This is a genomic window from Propionibacterium australiense (assembly GCF_003666605.1).
In the GTDB taxonomy this organism is placed as follows: domain Bacteria; phylum Actinomycetota; class Actinomycetes; order Propionibacteriales; family Propionibacteriaceae; genus Propionibacterium; species Propionibacterium australiense.
The window spans coordinates 340126-357102 of record NZ_RCIV01000002.1; the positions used below are offsets into that span (position 1 = coordinate 340126).

10 protein-coding genes are annotated in these 16977 nt (G+C 71.4%); 6 read left to right on the forward strand and 4 right to left on the reverse strand.

The features are described 5' to 3' along the window. Positions 1-45: 45 nt before the first annotated feature. On the reverse strand, positions 46-1086 hold the full coding sequence (locus tag D9T14_RS03595) for a YlbL family protein (protein ID WP_170175690.1): 1041 nt from the start codon (positions 1084-1086) through the stop codon (positions 46-48). 212 nt (positions 1087-1298) lie between these two features. Between D9T14_RS03595 and D9T14_RS03600 the strand changes: the two genes are divergently transcribed. Further along, the gene (locus D9T14_RS03600; protein WP_119160779.1) at positions 1299-2699 is read left to right on the forward strand and encodes a zinc-dependent metalloprotease; all 1401 of its coding nucleotides are present in this window, start codon (positions 1299-1301) and stop codon (positions 2697-2699) included. 34 nt (positions 2700-2733) lie between these two features. On the opposite strand, the gene D9T14_RS03605 is transcribed toward D9T14_RS03600, so the two are convergent. After that, on the reverse strand, positions 2734-3339 hold the full coding sequence (locus D9T14_RS03605; protein WP_232012500.1) for a M48 metallopeptidase family protein: 606 nt from the start codon (positions 3337-3339) through the stop codon (positions 2734-2736). Between the two features lie 646 nt (positions 3340-3985). Here D9T14_RS03605 and D9T14_RS03610 point away from each other — a divergent pair. Further along, a complete protein-coding gene (locus tag D9T14_RS03610) occupies positions 3986-4147 on the forward strand; it encodes a DUF5679 domain-containing protein (protein ID WP_119160780.1) in 162 nt (53 codons plus the stop codon). A gap of 197 nt (positions 4148-4344) precedes the next feature. Further along, a complete protein-coding gene (locus tag D9T14_RS03615; protein ID WP_126464218.1) occupies positions 4345-5313 on the forward strand; it encodes a hypothetical protein in 969 nt (322 codons plus the stop codon). Here the strand turns inward: D9T14_RS03615 and D9T14_RS03620 are convergent. After that, the gene (locus D9T14_RS03620) at positions 5310-7442 is read right to left on the reverse strand and encodes an ATP-dependent DNA helicase UvrD2 (protein ID WP_119160782.1); all 2133 of its coding nucleotides are present in this window, start codon (positions 7440-7442) and stop codon (positions 5310-5312) included. The genes D9T14_RS03615 and D9T14_RS03620 overlap by 4 nt on opposite strands. 117 nt (positions 7443-7559) lie before the next feature. On the opposite strand from D9T14_RS03620, the gene D9T14_RS03625 reads away from it, so the two are divergent. Genes D9T14_RS03625 through recD form a run of 3 tightly spaced genes read left to right on the forward strand, consistent with a single transcriptional unit; the run spans position 7560 to position 16052 of the window. Continuing rightward, on the forward strand, positions 7560-10850 hold the full coding sequence (locus tag D9T14_RS03625; RefSeq protein ID WP_170175689.1) for an exodeoxyribonuclease V subunit gamma: 3291 nt from the start codon (positions 7560-7562) through the stop codon (positions 10848-10850). After that, on the forward strand, positions 10843-14247 hold the full coding sequence (locus D9T14_RS03630) for a UvrD-helicase domain-containing protein (RefSeq protein ID WP_119160784.1): 3405 nt from the start codon (positions 10843-10845) through the stop codon (positions 14245-14247). The genes D9T14_RS03625 and D9T14_RS03630 overlap by 8 nt, the downstream gene beginning before the upstream one ends. Beyond that, entirely contained in the window at positions 14244-16052 is a 1809-nt protein-coding gene (recD, locus tag D9T14_RS03635; RefSeq protein WP_119160785.1) for an exodeoxyribonuclease V subunit alpha, read from the forward strand. Before D9T14_RS03630 ends, recD begins: the two co-directional genes overlap by 4 nt. A 16-nt stretch (positions 16053-16068) precedes the next feature. On the opposite strand, the gene nudC is transcribed toward recD, so the two are convergent. Continuing rightward, on the reverse strand, positions 16069-16977 hold the full coding sequence (nudC, locus tag D9T14_RS03640) for an NAD(+) diphosphatase (protein WP_119160786.1): 909 nt from the start codon (positions 16975-16977) through the stop codon (positions 16069-16071).

The window sequence follows — 16977 nt, forward strand, 5'->3', positions numbered from 1 at the left end:
TCCTCTGCCGTGTCTGCTCATGAGGGGGCTCCGACGATGGCTGCCCTAGCATCGCGGGACCGCCTCGGCGCGGCCCTGTGACAGGGCGTCGAGGGACGAGACCGCATCGGACAGCCTCGAGACCCTGACGAGTTCCATGTTCGTCCCGACATCGGTCACCTCGGAGCAGTTGGCCGCCGGGACGAGGAAGACCTGGGCACCGTCTCGCTCGGCGCCGCGCATCCTCTCGGAGATCCCGGAGACGGCCCCGACCGTGCCGTTGGGCTCGATGGTGCCGGTTCCCGCCACGACACGCGAGTTCATGAGATCCTCACTGCGCAACTTGTCGTAGATGGCCAGGGACAGGACGAGACCGGAGCTCTCGTCGGCGACCTCGGGGACGTTGAACTCGACCTGCGGCTCGTAACGGTACCCGGGACGCATCGTGACCCCCACTCGAGGCACGGATCGATCCGTGGAACTCGCCTGCGTGATGACCGAGACGGTCATCGACGAGCCGCCGCGCACGATGCCGAAATCGGCGGTGGCGCCGACGGCGAGCGAACGAATGATGCCGTTGACCTCATCGGCGGTCCGTACGGCGGTGTCGTTGACGGTCTCGATGATGTCACCGGTCTGCAGCAGCTCGTAGGACGGGCCCCCGGTGGAGACCGAGTCGATGACCGGGTTCTCCTGCACCGGTATCCCGGCTGCGCTCAGGGCCGCGACCGTGGCGCTCTCCTGGGCCACGCTGCGCTCCATGACCTCGTCGCCGGCCAGGTCCGAGGCGCTGCGGCCGACCGGGTAGGCCCAGTCACGCGGCACGACGTCGCGAACATCGCGCGCATAGGACAGGAGAGCCGCCGGCAGGGTCAGTGTCGCATTGGAGGATGTGACCGACACCGAGGTGAGCAGCAGGCTCCCCGTCGTGTCGGTGGTCTCGGCGCCGATGATCGTGATCTCGTCGGTGCCGTCGAGACTGCCGAGCACGTCGTTCGTCACCCCGGAGTCCCACGCGACGTAGGGAACCGGGGTGAGCGCGATGACGCCCGAGAGGACGATGAGGACCAAGGCAGCGACGACCGCCGTCCAGGCCTGACGCGTCATAGCTGCCCTCCCCTGCGTGTCGTCACCGCAACGGCTGTGCCCATTCCCTGGCAGTCTACCCATCGATCAGGGCCTCACCAGGGACGCCGCCCGGTCTGGGAGGAATCCCCCACCGGGGGCTGGGGTCCGCTCCTGAGCATTGATCGGGCGCGCTTGAATGGATGTGCACGCAGCGGTCCGGCAGACCGCGCCGCATCACGAGGAGCCCTGCCATGCGCGATGACAACACCAGCCGTTCTCCCGGTGAACCGGGCGAGGACCCGCTCAGTGAACTGCTGCGCCAGCTCGGCATCAACCTGCCCGAGGGCGGGATGAACCTGGGCGCCATGATGGGACAGCTGCAGTCGATGATGACCCAGGCGCAGGCAGCATCCGACTCGGCGACGGGGATCGACTGGACGATGGCCCGTCAGACCGCCCGGCAGGTCGCCGCATCGCTCGGCCCGGACCCCGTCCCCTCCCAGACCCAGCGCACACAGCTGGCGGATTCGCACCGTCTGGCCGAGTCATGGCTCGATCCGGTTGTCTCCTTCGAGGCCTGCCCGGCCCCGGCGCAGGCATGGAGCCGGGCCCAGTGGGTCGAGGACACGATGGACTCCTGGCGTGCGATCGTCGAGCCCGTCGTCACATCGATTGCCGAGGCCATGAGTTCGGGCCTGGGCGGCGAAGCAGCCGCCGAGATACCCGAGATGGCCCAGCTGACCGGCATGCTCGCCCCTGTCATGCGCATGGCGGCGGGCCAGATGTACACCTCGCAGCTGGCCAGGGCCATCGGCGAGATCTCCACCGAGGTGATGAGCGGGGCCGAACTCGGCCTGCAGCTGCTGTCGACCCCGCGCGTGGTCCTGCTGCCCGCCAATGCGGAGGCCTTCGTCAAGGGCCTGGGTCTGCCCGGCGAGGACACGCTCATGTACGTCGTCGTCCGCGAAGCGGCCCGCCAGCGGCTGTTCTCGTCCGTGCGTTGGCTGGGCCCGCAGATGCTGGCGCTCATCGAGCACTACGCCCGCGAGATCACGATCGACACGAGAGCCATCAGCGACACCATCGACATCGGCGACGTCTCCGAGATGACCCCGGGCCGGCTCGCCGAGATCTCCGAGCAGCTGCAGGGCAGGCTCTTCAAGCCCACCCGCACCCCGGAGCAGGAGGACATCCTGGCGCGGCTGGAGACGTTGCTCGCACTCGTCGAGGGCTGGGTCGACGCGGTGGCCCACGAGGCCTGCGGACGCTGGCTGACCCACGAAGCGGCCCTGCTCGAGGCCGTGCGACGCCGCCGCGCAACGAACGGACCGACCGAGAAGATCACCAGCGCGCTGCTCGGCCTGCAGCTGCGTCCCAGGCTGGTACGAGAGAGCGCCCGTTTCTGGCAGGTCGTGCTCGCCGACCGCGGCGTTGCCGGCCGCGATCACCTGTGGAGCCATCCCGATCTCATGCCGTCGGCCTCCGACATCGAGGACCCGATCGGTTTCGTCCAGGGCGAGCCCCGTCACGAGGAGACCGGCGCCGACTGGGATCTCGAGCTGACCAGGCTGCTGGAGCAGACCGATCCGGGAGACGACGGGGACCGCTCCCCCGGCGATCCCGACGAGGACACGGGGTCCTCGCCCGGCTGAGCGCCCCGTCCCGGGCAGTTCCTTGACGGTTCGGTCAGGCGTCGCGGCGGGCGGCGGCACCGGCATCCCAGCCCTCGAGGAAACCATTCGCCCTCTCGACGAGTTCGTAACGGCGCTCGATGCGACGGAAGTCCGGCCCGTGATCGGCGTGCACAAGGTGGGCGAGTTCATGAACGAGGACTGCGTCGATGACCCAGTCGGGCATGGCGCGCATCCTGTCCGAGAGCCTGATCGTGCGACTGGCGGACGTGCACGAGCCCCAGCGTGTCCGCTGGTTCGAGACCCATCGGACACTGACGGGCTCGGGGGCCTCGGGGACGTATGCCCGGCGGACCCGGGCGGCCCTGGCCATGAGCCCGGCATCCCCTGTCGCACCCGCCCGCCGCTGCTCGCGTGCGGCGACACGCCCGACCATCTCACGGACCCAGCGCCTCTCCTCAGTCTCGCTCATCGCCGCGGGGATCATGACGACGACCTGACGACCCTCACGACGAACGGCCACGCTGCGGCGGCGCCGCGTACTGCGCCGTACGACGACCCGATCGACCCCGGCCGGCAGCACGAGATCGTGCGGGGCCGGAACGACCACGTCCGTGCTGCCCCGCCGGATCGTCCGCCCCGTGCGTTCGCCGCTGCTCACCCGCACCAGCCTAGTCATCGTCGAGCAGAGCCCCAGCCGGCGATCCCGCCCATGCGCGGACGAGATGCCGGGGCCGGCTTGACGCTCACGAGAACGGCCCGGTATGGTTCTCGCGAACCCCCGGTTCGACGTTCTCTCTGCAGGGGAAGGCAGATGAGGAGTCGCCGGGGGTTTCCTCTGCGCCCGCACGTGACAGGCTCTGATGACTCGCGGGGAGCACGGACGCCAGGCCCGCAGCCGGCCGTGCCCGGCGAGTGTTCGGGGACCCGGCGGGGAAGGGGCACCCTCGTCAACCGACAGCGAGGACGAGAGCGCCCGGCCCCGATGGAACCGCGACCCCGGTGATGAGTCACGGCCGGACACCCCTCGACCCGAGCGGTCACGGCGAGTGCGCCCGGTACGAGCCACGAGGGCGCCGCGCCGTCAGCGGGAGCCGCCCTGGAACGCACACCTCGGGCAGGTCTGCCGGTTGGCACGAATCAGCCCTCGGTGAAATCACCGAGACCCGGGCAATCCCGCGACCTTCCCTGACTAGGGTTCTGCACGCCTGGTTCGCTCCCAGGCTGTGACTACAGTTGTGGTCGCACGCCGGCCTCCGACGCTCAGCCTGGAGCTGGCCGGCGCGAACAACCAACGAGGAGGAAATATGGCAGACGAGACCTACGAGGGCGAGTACTACTGCGTCAAATGCAAGGAGAAGCGTCACGCCCGGGGTACGGTCGTCGTGAATGACAAGGGCACTCGCATGGCCAAGGCCAAGTGCCCCGAGTGCGGCACCAATCTGAACCGCATCCTCGGCAAGGCCTGAGTCTTCCGCCTGGTCCTGCACCGGGCATGATGAAGGGGCCGGCGCACGCAATGGTTGCGCCGGCCCCTTCATCATGCCCGGGCCCCGTCGGGCCCGGTGTTGTCCAACGCACCCGAGGTGTTGTCCGAACCGCCAGAGGTGTTGTCCGTTGTTCGCACACTATGGACATCGGCCCGTCCTCGGGCCACGCTATGGGCATGCCCACCACCCCCGGTCACCGCAACGAGGCGGTCCCGCAGAGGCAGCCGGGCCTGACGCCCCGAAGCCGTCGCGTGCCGCCCATGACGCTTCGTCTCGACGCCGACATCGTCCGCGTCTGCGCCAACTCGTACCAGCTGTACGGCCCTGGACGAGGTTGCATCGAGATCTCGGGACGGTTCACCGAACGCCTCGCCCAGGCACTGCGCAGGCTCGACGGTGACTGCACCCTCGACGACGCCTGCTGCTGTCTGCACCCCGACGAGCAGAAGATGTTCGAGGAGCTGTTGAGACGACTGCTGGTGTTCGGGATGATCCACAAGCAGGCGTACCGGCCCGGTGCAGCCCGGATCGGAGTCGTCGGCGAAGGCGTGTGCGCCGAGCGCATCAGGCACACCCTGGCGACGACGAACCGGGTCCAGGGCTTCACCGAGCCACTGCCGCCGCGCAGCGGCCTGGACGAACGAGGTACCCGGCAGGGGCCTGCACCGCGCATCGACAGGCTCAAGCACTGGATGAGCATCGACGACGCACGGCTCGACCTCGTCCTCATCGCGGTCTCCAGGCCCGCACCCGATCCGGCCATGTCGTGGCAGCTGAGCCGTCTGGGCATCCCGCACCTGATCGTCAGCGCCCACCACCGTGACGCCACTGTCGGGCCGCTGGTGAAGCCGGGCACCACGAGTTGCGCCTTCTGCGCAGCCGGACCCGCCGTCAACCGTGACCTGCGTTCCGTCGACGAGCCGGCATCCCCTGCTCCTGTCGTGCTCGACTGGGTGGCTGCGATCACCCGGTCGGTGAGCGCCGCCTACCTCGACGGCGGAACCATCAGCCCCACGGTGGAGTTCAGCGGCGGCTTCTGGCCCAGCAGGGCCCCGCAAGCGGGTTGCCCGGTCTGTGCTCCCGGCCATGGCGAGCTGCCCCCGACCGACGACAGCCGGGCCGGGCAGCACGCAGCGGCGTCCTAGTCGTCCGCCGGCAAGGAGGCGAGCACCTCGTCCACGTCAGCTCCCCCGAGGATGGCGAGCACGTCCTTCCCGTAACGCCTGGCCTTGGCGCGCCCGACACCACGGATCTCGAGCAGATCGTGCTCGCTGCGCGGCGCGTACTGGGCCATCGCCATGAGCGTCGCATCGGTGAAGACGACGAACGCCGGCACCGACTGGCGCTTGGCCACACCCAGACGCCAGGCCTTGAGACGCTCGAACAGATCCTCGTCGAAGGGCACCTCGCACTCTGCGTGGTGACCGAGCTTCATCTCGACGGCCTCGCTCAGTGCCCTGCCGCAGACCATGCAGGGGACGACCCGGCGGCGGCGTCGGGGGCCGGCCGCCGCGGCGGCACCGGAGTCCCCTGCGGCGGGGCCGACCAGCCCGCCGAGAAAACGCGAGGCCCGCCTGCGGCCGCCGTGCCCGGCCGTGCCTGCCGCCCAGCTCAGTCGCAACTCACGCCGGGCTCGGGTGAGGCCGACGTAGAAGAGCCGACGTTCCTCAGCGATCTCCCGCGTGGCCCTGGCCAGGGAGAAGGGCAGGAGCCCCTCCTGCACGCCGATGAGCGCGACAACGTCCCACTCCAGCCCCTTGGCCGAGTGCAGGGTCGACAGGGTGACACCGTCGGCCACCGGGACCTGCTGGTCGGCGGCACGTTGTTCCAGGGCTGCCACGGCCTGCCCCAACAACGCAGCGCCCTGCTCGCTGAGATCGCTCACCAGGTCGTGCAGCGCCTGCCAGGACTCCCAGCGTTCCCGAACGCGCCCCTGCCCGGCCGGCGGTTCCGGCGTCCAGCCGAGAGCGCCCAGCACCTGATCGGCCGCATCGACCGCCGGCGCTCCCGGCTCGGACTCGGCGGCGGCGTGCAGCCTGGCGAGTGCGGCACGGACCTCGGCACGATCGTAGAAGCGCTCGGCGCCCCGCACCTGGTACGGGATGCGGGCCTGGGTCAGTGCGGCCTCGACGACCGGTGACTGCGCGTTGACGCGGTACAGGACCGCCATCTGTGACCAGGGCGTGCCGCTGCGGTGCCGTTCGGCGAGCCATGCCGACAGGGCCGAGGCCTCCTCGTCCTGGTCGGGGCTCTGCGCGGTCACGATGGCGGGCCCATCGGGCCGCGTCGGACGCAGCACGACGCCTTGACCGACCGCGGCCCGCTGGGGCGGGTGCAGCAGATCGTTGGCTGCCCGGACGATCTGCGGCGTCGAACGGTAGTTGCGGTCCAGGTGCAGCACCGTGGCACCGGGGAACTCCCTGGCGAAACGGGTGAGGAAGCGCGAGTCGGCTCCGGCGAACGAGTGGATGGCCTGGTCGGGGTCGCCGACCACGCAGATGTCGTGACGATCGCCGAGCCACTGGGTGAGCAGGGTGTGCTGCAGTGGGCTGACGTCCTGGTACTCATCGACGACGAAGTGCTGGTAGGCGGAGCGGAACTCCTGGGCCACCTCGGGGTGCTCGTGCATGAGGGCGACGGCGCACAGCAGGATGTCGTCGTAGTCCATGACGCCACGACGGGCCTTCACGCGCTCGTACTCGGCCGCCACCCGGCCGACGGCCTGCGGGTCCGCCCCGGCGACGGTGCGGCCGGACCTGGTGGCCAGCACCGCATAGTTGACCGGCAGCACATTGGTTGACTTGGCCCAGCTGATCTCGCCCGCCAGGTCGCGGATGAGGGCGGTGTCGCTGCCGAGCTGCTCGCGGGAGGCGGCCTCGGCGACCAGGCCGAAGGTGGAGCCCGCGATCTCGGGCAGTTCGGTGCCCGTCACGCGCGGCCAGAAGTAACGGATCTGGCGCAGGGCCGCCGAGTGAAAGGTGCGCGCCTGGACGCGCGGCGCACCGAGAAGGCGGAGCCTGGCCCTCATCTCGCCGGCAGCGCGCGTGGTGAAGGTGACGGCCAGGATCGCGGAGGCCTTCTGCTGGCCGGTGAGCACGGCGTGCACGATCCGGTGCGTGATGGCGCGTGTCTTGCCGGTACCGGCGCCCGCGATGACGGCGACCGGCCCGCCGATGGTCGTGGCGACCTGCCGCTGCTCGGGGTCGAGCCCGCCCAGGACGGACTCGTCGAGTTCGGCGGACGAGGACGCGCTGTCGAACGGCTGGCCAGTCATGGAGGCAACCTTAGGACCGGCCACCGGCACTTTTGCGCGCCACCCGGCAGCGGCCCGGCCAATCGCCGGGATGGTCCACGGCACGAGATGTCGGCGGCCCTGCCTAAGGTGATGGGCATGACGAACTGGCGATCACCGGCTGGGCAGGGCGGGGCCGCCGTCATCGGCTGCCACAGCTGGACCGAGCTCTGTGCCCGGGCGGGTGAGTTCCTCGCCGCCCATGCCACTGATCCCTTCACCGTGCCCGTACTCGTCGCCCCCAGTGCGGCACACAGCCGCAGCATCAGGCAGACCGTCGCAGCGGCCCCCGGCGGACCGGGTGTCTTCGCCGGCGTCGACACCCCCTCCATGGGCGGGCTGCGGGCGCGCCTCGAACGTGACCTGCTCGGCCACGACACCGAGACCGATCCCTGGCGTTCGGCCGGCCTGGCCATCCAGGTCGCCTCCCTCATGCGGGAGTGCTCGACCGAACCATGGTTCGCGCTCGTCCAGCGCCACATCGAGGGTCACCCGGCCCGCGGGGAGGCGCCCCGGCCGGCGCCGGGACGCCTCATCGCCACGGCCGAGGGTTACGCCGGGCTGGTCAGGAACTACTGCCGCCACCGCCCCGCCATGCTCCGGGCCTGGTCGCAGGGCTCGCTGGTGGATCCGGCCGGGGACCGGCTGCCCGAACACGACCAGTGGCAGGCCCTGCTGTGGCAGCGGCTGGCCGCCTCACTGGACTGGCCCCACCCCGGGCTGCGCCACGAGCAGCTCTGCGCTGCGATACAGCGGGCCCGGCCTGACGCGCTGCCCCCTGCGCTGGGGGTGGCCTGTCTCGACGTGCCCTGCGAGACCGACGTCGAACTGCTCACCGCACTGGCAGGGCGGCTTCCGGTCAGTGTCTGGCAGCTGGGCTCCCCGGACTGGGCGGCCGCCGACTCCAAGGGTTCCCCGCTGCGCGAACGCTATGGTTCGGCCCGCCGCCTCAGCTGGCAACGCTGGATCGGCACCACGGCGGCCATCACCGCCCCGGCCGAACCGGACCCGGGGCCTTCGACCATGCTGGGCCGGCTCCAGCACCACGTGCGCATCGGCCGTCCTGTCGGCGAGCTGGTCGAGGCCGATGGCTCGGTGAGCATTCACGCAAGTCACGGCCCCGACCGGCAGGTCGAGGTACTGCGCGAGGCGCTGTGTGACGCCTTCGACCGCGACCCGGCGCTGCAACCTCGCGATGTCATCGTGCTGTGCACCGACCTGCCCGCCTACGCGCCGTTGCTCGAAGCGGCCCTCGGCCCCGTCGACACCCCCGGGCAGCACCCCGGCCACGACCTGCGGGCACGAGTGGCCGGCTCCGCCACCGAACGACCGAACCAGGTGCTCACCGTCCTGCTGACCCTGCTCGCCCTGCCGTCCGCACGCGCCACGAGCGCCGAACTGCTCGCACTGGCCTCGCTCAGTCCCGTCGCCCGCGCCTTCGGTTTCGACGCCGAGGCCCTGGACCGGATCGGGCAGCTCGTCGAGCGCTCGCAGATCCGCTGGGGCGTCGATTCCCGCCACCGTGCCGCTCACGGGCTGTCCGGTGTCCGGCAGGGCACCTGGATCACCGGCATCGACCGGCTGCTCGCCGGCCTCGTCATGGCGGACGACCCGCTCACCAGACTCAACACCGTCGTCCCCGTCGATCACCTCAGCGGCTCCGACGCAGAGCTCATCGGCTCGATGGCCGAGCTGGTCTCGCGCGTCCGCATGCACCTGCTGCGGTTCGACGAACCCGCCGACATCGTCACCTGGCGAACGCGTCTGCTCGAGGCGGCCACGGACCTGGCGGGCAACGGCCCGGATGACCAGTGGATGCTCAACCATCTCAGCAGCGCCCTGTTCGAGCTGTCGTGCGCGGCAGGAGCCGGTTCCCTGCTCGACGCCGGTGACGTGGCCGCGGCACTGCGCCACCTCGTGAGACCCCAACGCGGCCGTGCGGACTTCGGTGCTGGATCGATGACGATCTGCGGTCTCGGCGATGCGCAGGGCATCGACCACGAGGTGGTGGCCATCCTCGGTCTGGACGACGCCCATTTCCCGCCCCGCACCACATCGGCAGGAGGTGATCTGCTCGCCCGGGCCGGGATCCTCGCCCAGGACACCGCCGCTGCCGCCCGGCAGCAGTTGCTCGACGCCGTCCTGAGCGCCGGCAAGCGACTCATCGTCGTCGGCGCCGGGGCCGACCCGTGTACCGGGGAGATGCTGCCGCAGCCGGTCGTCATGTCCGACCTCATCGCGGCCTGCACCGGCCAGGAAGCCGGTGAACCGTGGAGGCAGGCCCACGCGCCGGACGCGGGCCGGGCACCGAGCCTGATCCATGTGCACCCCTTGCAGCCCTACGCCGCGGCCAACTTCGATCCCGACCGGGCCGGCGGCGCCTTCAGTTTCGACGCGGCCGCGCTCGCCGGGGCCCGCGCCGCGGCAGAGCACCCCAGCGCACGCCGGCAGGAACCCGTCTGGACGATCACCGGCGCGCCCCCGGGCGAGGAGGCACACGTGGTCGGCGTCGACGAGCTGGTCTCCTTCTTCCAGGACCCGATCCGGGCCTGGGTCCTGCACAGCTTCGGTTTCCTGCCCGGGGCCGAGGCCGACCAGGCGCCCACCGACCTGCCGATCACCCTGGACGGCCTCGAGAGCTGGGCCGTCGACGAGTCCATCACGACGGCGCTCATCGCCGGCCAGTCCCCCACGGCCGCCCTGGACGCAGCGCTGCTCGGGGGCCGGGTCCCCCCGGGCCGGCTCGGCACCACGCTGCTCGGGGAGCGCCGTGCCGCCCTTGAGGCCTACGCCACGACGGTCCGCGCACAGCTCACCGCGCCGGCCGAGCACGACGTGGCGTGGCAGGAGGGGCACTGGTCGGTCTCCGGCACCATCAGCTCCTACGCCGGCAGACTCGTGCACCACCGCTACGCTCGTCTGCGGGGCAGGCATCTCGCCGCCGCCTGGGTCGAACTCGTCTGCGCAACCGCGGCGGGCGCCGACGTCGACGAGGCCCTCGTCATCGGCAGGAACGACTGCTTCAGACTCGCCGCACCGAGCCCCGCGGCCGCGCAGTCGCTGCTGTCCCAGATGTGCCGCCTGCGGCGCACCGGACTCAGCCGGTTCCTGCCCATGCCGCCCGACACCTGCCTGAGCCACGCCCGGCGCGCGAGCCGCAACCAGCGCAGCGCCGCATCCTTCCTGCCACGCGACTACGCCCGTGAGGTCGGCTTCTCCCCCGTGCTGCAGTGGGTGGGCGCCTCCTGGCGCGACATCGAGGCCATCGATTCCGAACCGGAGGATCCCCTGACCACCTCCCCCAGCCGTTTCGTCAACCTGAGCCGCTGGTTCTACGGTCCCCTCGTCGGCGCCCTGAGCCCGTGGAATCCGGGGGCGCATCATGACTGATCTGTTCACGCCCGGCCCCGGCTCGGTCTTCGATCCCACCGCCGACCTGCCCGAGGGCACCACGGTCCTCGAGGCCAGCGCAGGCACCGGCAAGACCTACACCATCGCCGCCGCGGCCACACGATTCATCGCCCTGGGCCAGGGCCGCATCGACCGCACCATGCTCGTCACCTTCGCCCGCTCGGCATCCCTCGAACTGCGCTCCCGGGTCCATGAGCGGCTGCAGTCGAGCATGCGCGTTCTCGGCCAGGCCATGACCGGCCGCGGACCGCAGGACGTCGATCCGGTCGACGCCCAGCTGTGCACGGGCTCGGCCGATGAGCTGGCCCGGCGGCACGCGAATCTGCGGCAGGCGCTCGCCGACTTCGACCGGGTCGTCATCGCGACGACGCACGAGTTCTGCGCACGCCTGCTGGGCGAGCTGGGCACACTCGTCGACCACGACACCACCATGTGTTTCGTCAGCGACATGACAGCCGTCCGGTCCCAGGTCATCGACGACGCCTATCTGGCGCGCGCCGCCACCGGCAGCACGAGCCTCGGACACGAGCAGGCACGCGTCATCGGCGCGGCGGCACTGGCCCACCCCGCGCTGCCGCTCCTGCCGGGGCCGGGCTGCTCCGGCGACGAGCAGGAACGTCTTGACTTCGCCACCGAGGTCCGTGCGCGCATGGCCCGCCGCCGACGTGCGATGGGCATCTACGGTTTCGCCGACATGATCGAGCGAATCGACGAAGCCCTCGCCGACCCGTGCACCGGCGAACTGGCCGCGCAGACACTCGCCGCACGGTTCGACCTGGTGATGGTCGACGAGTTCCAGGACACCGACCCGCTGCAATGGCGCATCCTCGAACGGGCCTTCCACCACCGCACGCGCCTGGTCGTCATCGGCGACCCCAAGCAGTCGATCTACGGCTTCCGCGGCGCCGATCTGCAGGCCTACCTGGATGCCCGGTCCTGCGCCGACCAGTGCTTCACGCTCGGCCGCAACCACCGCAGCGACGCGTGCGTGGTCGACGGCATCGCACAGCTCTTCGGCCGGTCATCGCTGGGCGGCCCGGGCCAGACGATCTGCCTGACGCCGGTCACGAGCTCCCACGAGCAGTGCCGGGTCTGGCTCGACGACGCCGTCAACGCACCGGGGGTGCACGTGCGGGCCATCGCCCCCGACCAGGAGCTGCCGGCTGCCGAGGCCCGCAAGGCTGTCGTGGCCGACCTGGTGCGCGAGTTCGTCGCCCTGCTCGCCCGCGGCCGGATCGACGACGGCGGGACGATCCGCAACCTGCGTGCCGCCGATCTCGCGGTCCTGGTGCGCAGCAGAAGGGCCGGTGACCAGGTGCGGCGAGCCCTCACCCGGGCCGGGATCCCCGCGGTCTTCACCGGCGGTGAGACCATTTTCGGTTCCGAGGCAGCCAGGGCCTGGCTCTGCCTGCTCGACGCCATGTGCGATCCGCGGCCTCAGCTGCTGTTCGAGCTGTCCCTGACCGAACTGATCGGCTGGACCCCGGGACGTCTGGCCCGGGCCAGCGACGAGGCCCGCAACCAGCTGCTCGTCCTGGTCACCTCGCTGCGCGAGACCATGGACCGGACCGGCCCCACCGGTGTCCTGGAGCGACTGTGCGTCCAGCAGGACGGCGGGCGGCCCGGTCTCATGGCACGGCTGCTGAGCGATGACCGGGACGGCGAACGTGCCTACACCGACCTGCGTCACGTCACCGAGTTGCTCGAGTACGAGCGCCGGCGCTCAGGCCGGGACCTGGTGGGCCTGCGCGACTGGCTGGCCGGCTCGATCCGCGAGAGCGCCGAGCGGGCGGACGACGACGCGGTCCGTCGCCTCGAGACGGACCACTGTGCCGTCTCGATCATGACGATCCACCGGGCCAAGGGCCTTCAGTTCCCGGTGGTGGCGCTGCCCGACATGGCGAACAAGTACATCGGCGGCGAGGCCGCCGACCGGCTCGGCCGCAGCCTCGTCCACGCCGGTGGCGTACTCAGCCTCGACCTGTTCGGGGACCGGTCCCCCGAACGCCACCGGGCGAAGATCGCCGAGGAACAGGCTGAGGACCTGCGGCTGCTGTACGTCGCGGCGACGCGCGCCCAGAGCCGGCTCATCGCATGGTGGACCCGCACGAGGCACAACACATCCCGATCCGCCCTGCACCGGCTGCTGATGAATCCCCACGATCGCATCGAGCTCAGCTCCTCCTGTCCCGTCGGCACCGATGTCGTGGCGTCCTGCGCCGGCCGTGAGCTCGTGCGACTCACGCCCGTGCCCCGCCTCGCGGGGGCACCCGAGGCCCCGCTGCCGCCGACCGGTTCGCCCCGGCTCGCCGGGCGGGTCCTCACCAGCACCATCGACCACTCCTGGTCGCGTACCTCCTATTCGAGTCTCGTGGCCGGCATCCACGGCGCACCCGGCGGCCCGATCGGCCTCGACGAGCACGGCACCGACGACGAGCCCCAGCTCGAGGGGCGTCCAGCCGCACAGGCCGACGGCCCGGGGGCCGCCGGCGACGCCACGCCCCTGTCGGAGTTGCCCGGCGGCACCCAGTTCGGTTCACTGGTGCACTCGATCCTCGAGAGCGTCGACCCGGCAGGCCCGGACCTCGCCGAGCGCACCACGGCGGCGACCCGCCGGATGCTCACCCAATGGCCGGTGTCCGGGGTCCCCGCCGAGCAGCTGTCGCTGGGGCTGCAGGCAGTCATGGACACGCCGCTGGGCGAACTCACCGGCGGCGCGAGCCTGCGCCACATCGGGGCAGCGAACCGGCTGGCCGAGCTGAGCTTCGACCTGCCCCTCGGATCGGCGAATGGCTCCCGCGAGCTCGGGGCGATCGCCGAGCTGTGGGGCGACCGCTCCCTCGTCCCTGCCGATGACCCGCTGGTCGGCTACGGCCAGGTACTGGCGGACAGCGGAGCCGCCCGCACGGTCCTGCGCGGTTTCCTCACCGGCTCGATCGACGCCGTGCTACGCCTGCCATCCGCCGGCGTGAGCACCGAACCGGGACAACCGGTCGCAAGCGCAACGGCGCGTTACGTCGTCATCGACTACAAGACGAACCGGGTCCCCACGCTCCCCCACGCCACGCTCGGACCTCACGCCTACACTCCGGCCGCCATGACGAGAGCGATGATCGAGGCCCACTACCCGCTGCAGGCGCTGCTGTACTGCGTGGGCCTGCACCGGTACCTGGGCTGGCGCCTGCCCGGCTACGATCCGGTGCACCATCTCGCCGGAGTCGGCTACCTCTTCCTGCGGGGCATGTCCGGCCCCGAGGGCCCGGCCGACGCCGCCATGCCGCCGGGGGTCTTCACCTGGCACCCACGCGCCGAGCTGATCGAGGCCGTCTCCGGGCTCCTCGCCGGCGGCCACCACGCCGAGGGCGGTGCCGCATGAGCGTGATCGACGGCCGGGTCGTCTCGGCCACGGGTGTCCTCGCCCGGTTCAACGAGGCAGGCCTCCTGGAGGCGCCCGACATCCACACCGCCCAGCTCATCGCCAGGACCGCTGGGGAATCCGATCCGGCCGTGCTGCTCGGCGCCGCGCTCACCATGCGTGCGCTGCGCGCCGGTTCGGTCTGCCTGCCGATCCGCCAGGTCCACCGGCTGGCTCAGTTCTTCGACCGCGACGCCGACGCCCAGGCGGGCGTCGCGCCCCGACTCGATGCACTCCCCTGGCCCGCAGCCGACCAGTGGCTGGGGGCGCTCGCCGCCTCGGCTCTCGTCGGCGGCGAGCACGCCGAGGCCAACGAGCGTCCTCTCCGCCTGGTGGACGGGGCCCTCTACCTCGAGCGGCACTGGCAGGACCAGGAATCGATCACGACGACCCTGCTCGGCCGCTGCGGGCCGTTCCCCGGTGTCGACGTGCCCGTGCTCGAACGAAGCCTGGCCCGGGGCTCGGCGCGAGGCGATCGCCTCGACGCCGCCCAGCACCGTGCGGTGCGCACAGCAATCTGCGCCCGCACCACCGTCATCTGCGGTGGACCGGGCACGGGCAAGACGACGACGATCTCCAGGGTCGTCGCCGCCCTCAGGGACCAGGCGCAGGCCACCGGGAGCCCGGTACGCATCGCCCTGGCGGCACCCACCGGCAAGGCCGCGGCCCGGCTGAGTGAATCACTCGGCGAGCACGCGGACGAACTCGCAGGCCAGGTGCCGGCCGCGACGACGCTGCACCGCCTGCTGGGGATCCGCCCCGACCGTGCGCCCCGCCACGGCCCCGGCCACCGGCTTCCCTTCGACATGGTGATCGTCGACGAGATGTCGATGGTCTCGCTGCCGCTCATGGCCCGCCTGCTCGAGGCGCTCGGCCCGGACACGCGCCTGGTCATGGTGGGAGACCCCGACCAGCTGACTCCGGTCGACGCCGGCGCCGTACTCGCCGACATCACCGCCGCCGGACTGCCCGGTCCTGCGCCCGGCCAGCCGGGTGTCGTCGTCCTCGACCGCGGCTACCGCTTCACGAGCGGCATATCCGAACTCGCCCAGGCGATCAGGGACGGTGACCCCGACCGCACCCTGGAGCTGCTCGCCGGCACGGACGCCGTCGAGTTCCACGACCAGGACGCCGCCGGTCTCGACCTGGAGGCGACTCTCTCACTGCGCGGCGAGCTGGTCGAGCAGGCCCACGCCACCACGCAGGCGGCCCGCGAGGGCCGCGCCGGGGCGGCCACCGCTGCCCTCGGCGCCCACCGCCTGCTGTGCGCACACCGCACCGGCCCGTACGGGGTCACCACCTGGGGCGCCGCCGCAGAGCGGGTCCAGCGCGCAGCGGCGGGCCAGCTCGCGTCGGGGCAGTGGTACATCGGCCGGCCCCTGCTGGCCACGCGGAACCTGAGCGAACTGGGCATCAGCAATGGCGACACCGGTGTCGTCATCGAGACCGCCCAGGGCCTGCGCGCCGCGATGAGCAATCACCGCAGTTACCCGGCATACGTGCTGGAGGGCGTCGAGACGATGTACGCCATGACGGTGCACAAATCCCAGGGCAGCCAGTTCGAGCGGATCACGCTCGTCCTGCCCTCCCCCGACTCGCCGCTGCTCACGAGGAGTCTTCTCTACACGGCCGTGACGAGGGCGAAGACCGGTGTGCGGATCATCGGCCCGGCAGCCTCCGTGCGCAGCGCCGTCGTCACCGAGGCCCAGCGCGCGTCGGGCCTGACCGAACGGTTGTCGAGGGCGCCCGGCTGGCCCGGCAGCTGACCACGGCACAGGCCGGTCAGTCCTCGGGGCCGGGCAGCCGGTCCTCCAGCCACGCCCGGATGAGGTGGTGGCCGACCGAGGCGCCGGGCGGCAGCACCAGGGATCCGGTGCCGGTGAGACGGTTCACCTCACCACGGGTGTACCAGCCGCCCCACGAGAGCTCCTGCCCGTCGACCCTGCCGGGCGAATCGCTGCGCGCGACGAAACTGAGCATGAGGGAGCGGGGCATCGGCCATGGCTGGCTGCCGAGATAGCGCAGGGACGCGATGCGCAACCTGGCCTCCTCCGCGATCTCGCGGTGCACGGCCTGCTCCACGGTCTCGCCGGCCTCGACGAAACCGGCGAGCACCGAGACGCGGCCTCGTTCCCAGCTGCCCTGGTGCGCGAGGAAGAGACGGTTGTCGTAGTCGAGCACCGCGCAGATGATGGCCGGGTCGGTTCGGGGAAAGGTCTCATGGCCGCACTGGGCGCACTCGGCGGCGAACCCGCCCCGGGTGCGCACCAGCTCGCCACCGCACCTGACGCAGCGACGCGTCACGCGGACCCAGTTGAGGATGGCCTGGGCGGCGCTGGCGACCTCGCGTTCGCCCGGGGTGAGTCGGGCATTGCGGAGCACTGCCGTGTACGGACCGGCGTCGCGCCGGGCGAACCACGGATGGCCTTCGAGCCGGCCGAGGAAGACGTCGTCATCGCCGGGTTCCTCACCGTCGGCGGGCGTGATGGGCCGGCCGAAGGGTTCGTCCTCGAACCGGCCCTCGTCGTCGAGGCAGACGATGCGGGCGCCGGGTTCACGCCAGGCCTGTCTGATCCGCTGCGCGTCACCACGGATCTCGGAGGCATGATCCAGGTTCGGCGGCCCGCCCGAGGTGGCCAGATCCCACGCGTACGGGTCCCGGACTGCGCCGCGGCCCTGGCTCGATCTCAT

Excerpts from the sequence above, each read along its gene's own strand:
- D9T14_RS03600 (WP_119160779.1), top strand. The coding sequence starts at position 1,299 with ATGCGCGATGACAACACCAGCCGTTCTCCCGGTGAACCGGGCGAGGAC.
- recD (WP_119160785.1), top strand. The coding sequence starts at position 14,244 with ATGAGCGTGATCGACGGCCGGGTCGTCTCGGCCACGGGTGTCCTCGCC.
- D9T14_RS03610 (WP_119160780.1), top strand. The coding sequence starts at position 3,986 with ATGGCAGACGAGACCTACGAGGGCGAGTACTACTGCGTCAAATGCAAG.
- D9T14_RS03615 (WP_126464218.1), top strand. The coding sequence starts at position 4,345 with ATGCCCACCACCCCCGGTCACCGCAACGAGGCGGTCCCGCAGAGGCAG.
- D9T14_RS03620 (WP_119160782.1), bottom strand. The coding sequence starts at position 7,442 with ATGACTGGCCAGCCGTTCGACAGCGCGTCCTCGTCCGCCGAACTCGAC.
- nudC (WP_119160786.1), bottom strand. The coding sequence starts at position 16,977 with ATGAGATCGAGCCAGGGCCGCGGCGCAGTCCGGGACCCGTACGCGTGG.
- D9T14_RS03595 (WP_170175690.1), bottom strand. The coding sequence starts at position 1,086 with ATGACGCGTCAGGCCTGGACGGCGGTCGTCGCTGCCTTGGTCCTCATC.
- D9T14_RS03625 (WP_170175689.1), top strand. The coding sequence starts at position 7,560 with ATGACGAACTGGCGATCACCGGCTGGGCAGGGCGGGGCCGCCGTCATC.
- D9T14_RS03630 (WP_119160784.1), top strand. The coding sequence starts at position 10,843 with ATGACTGATCTGTTCACGCCCGGCCCCGGCTCGGTCTTCGATCCCACC.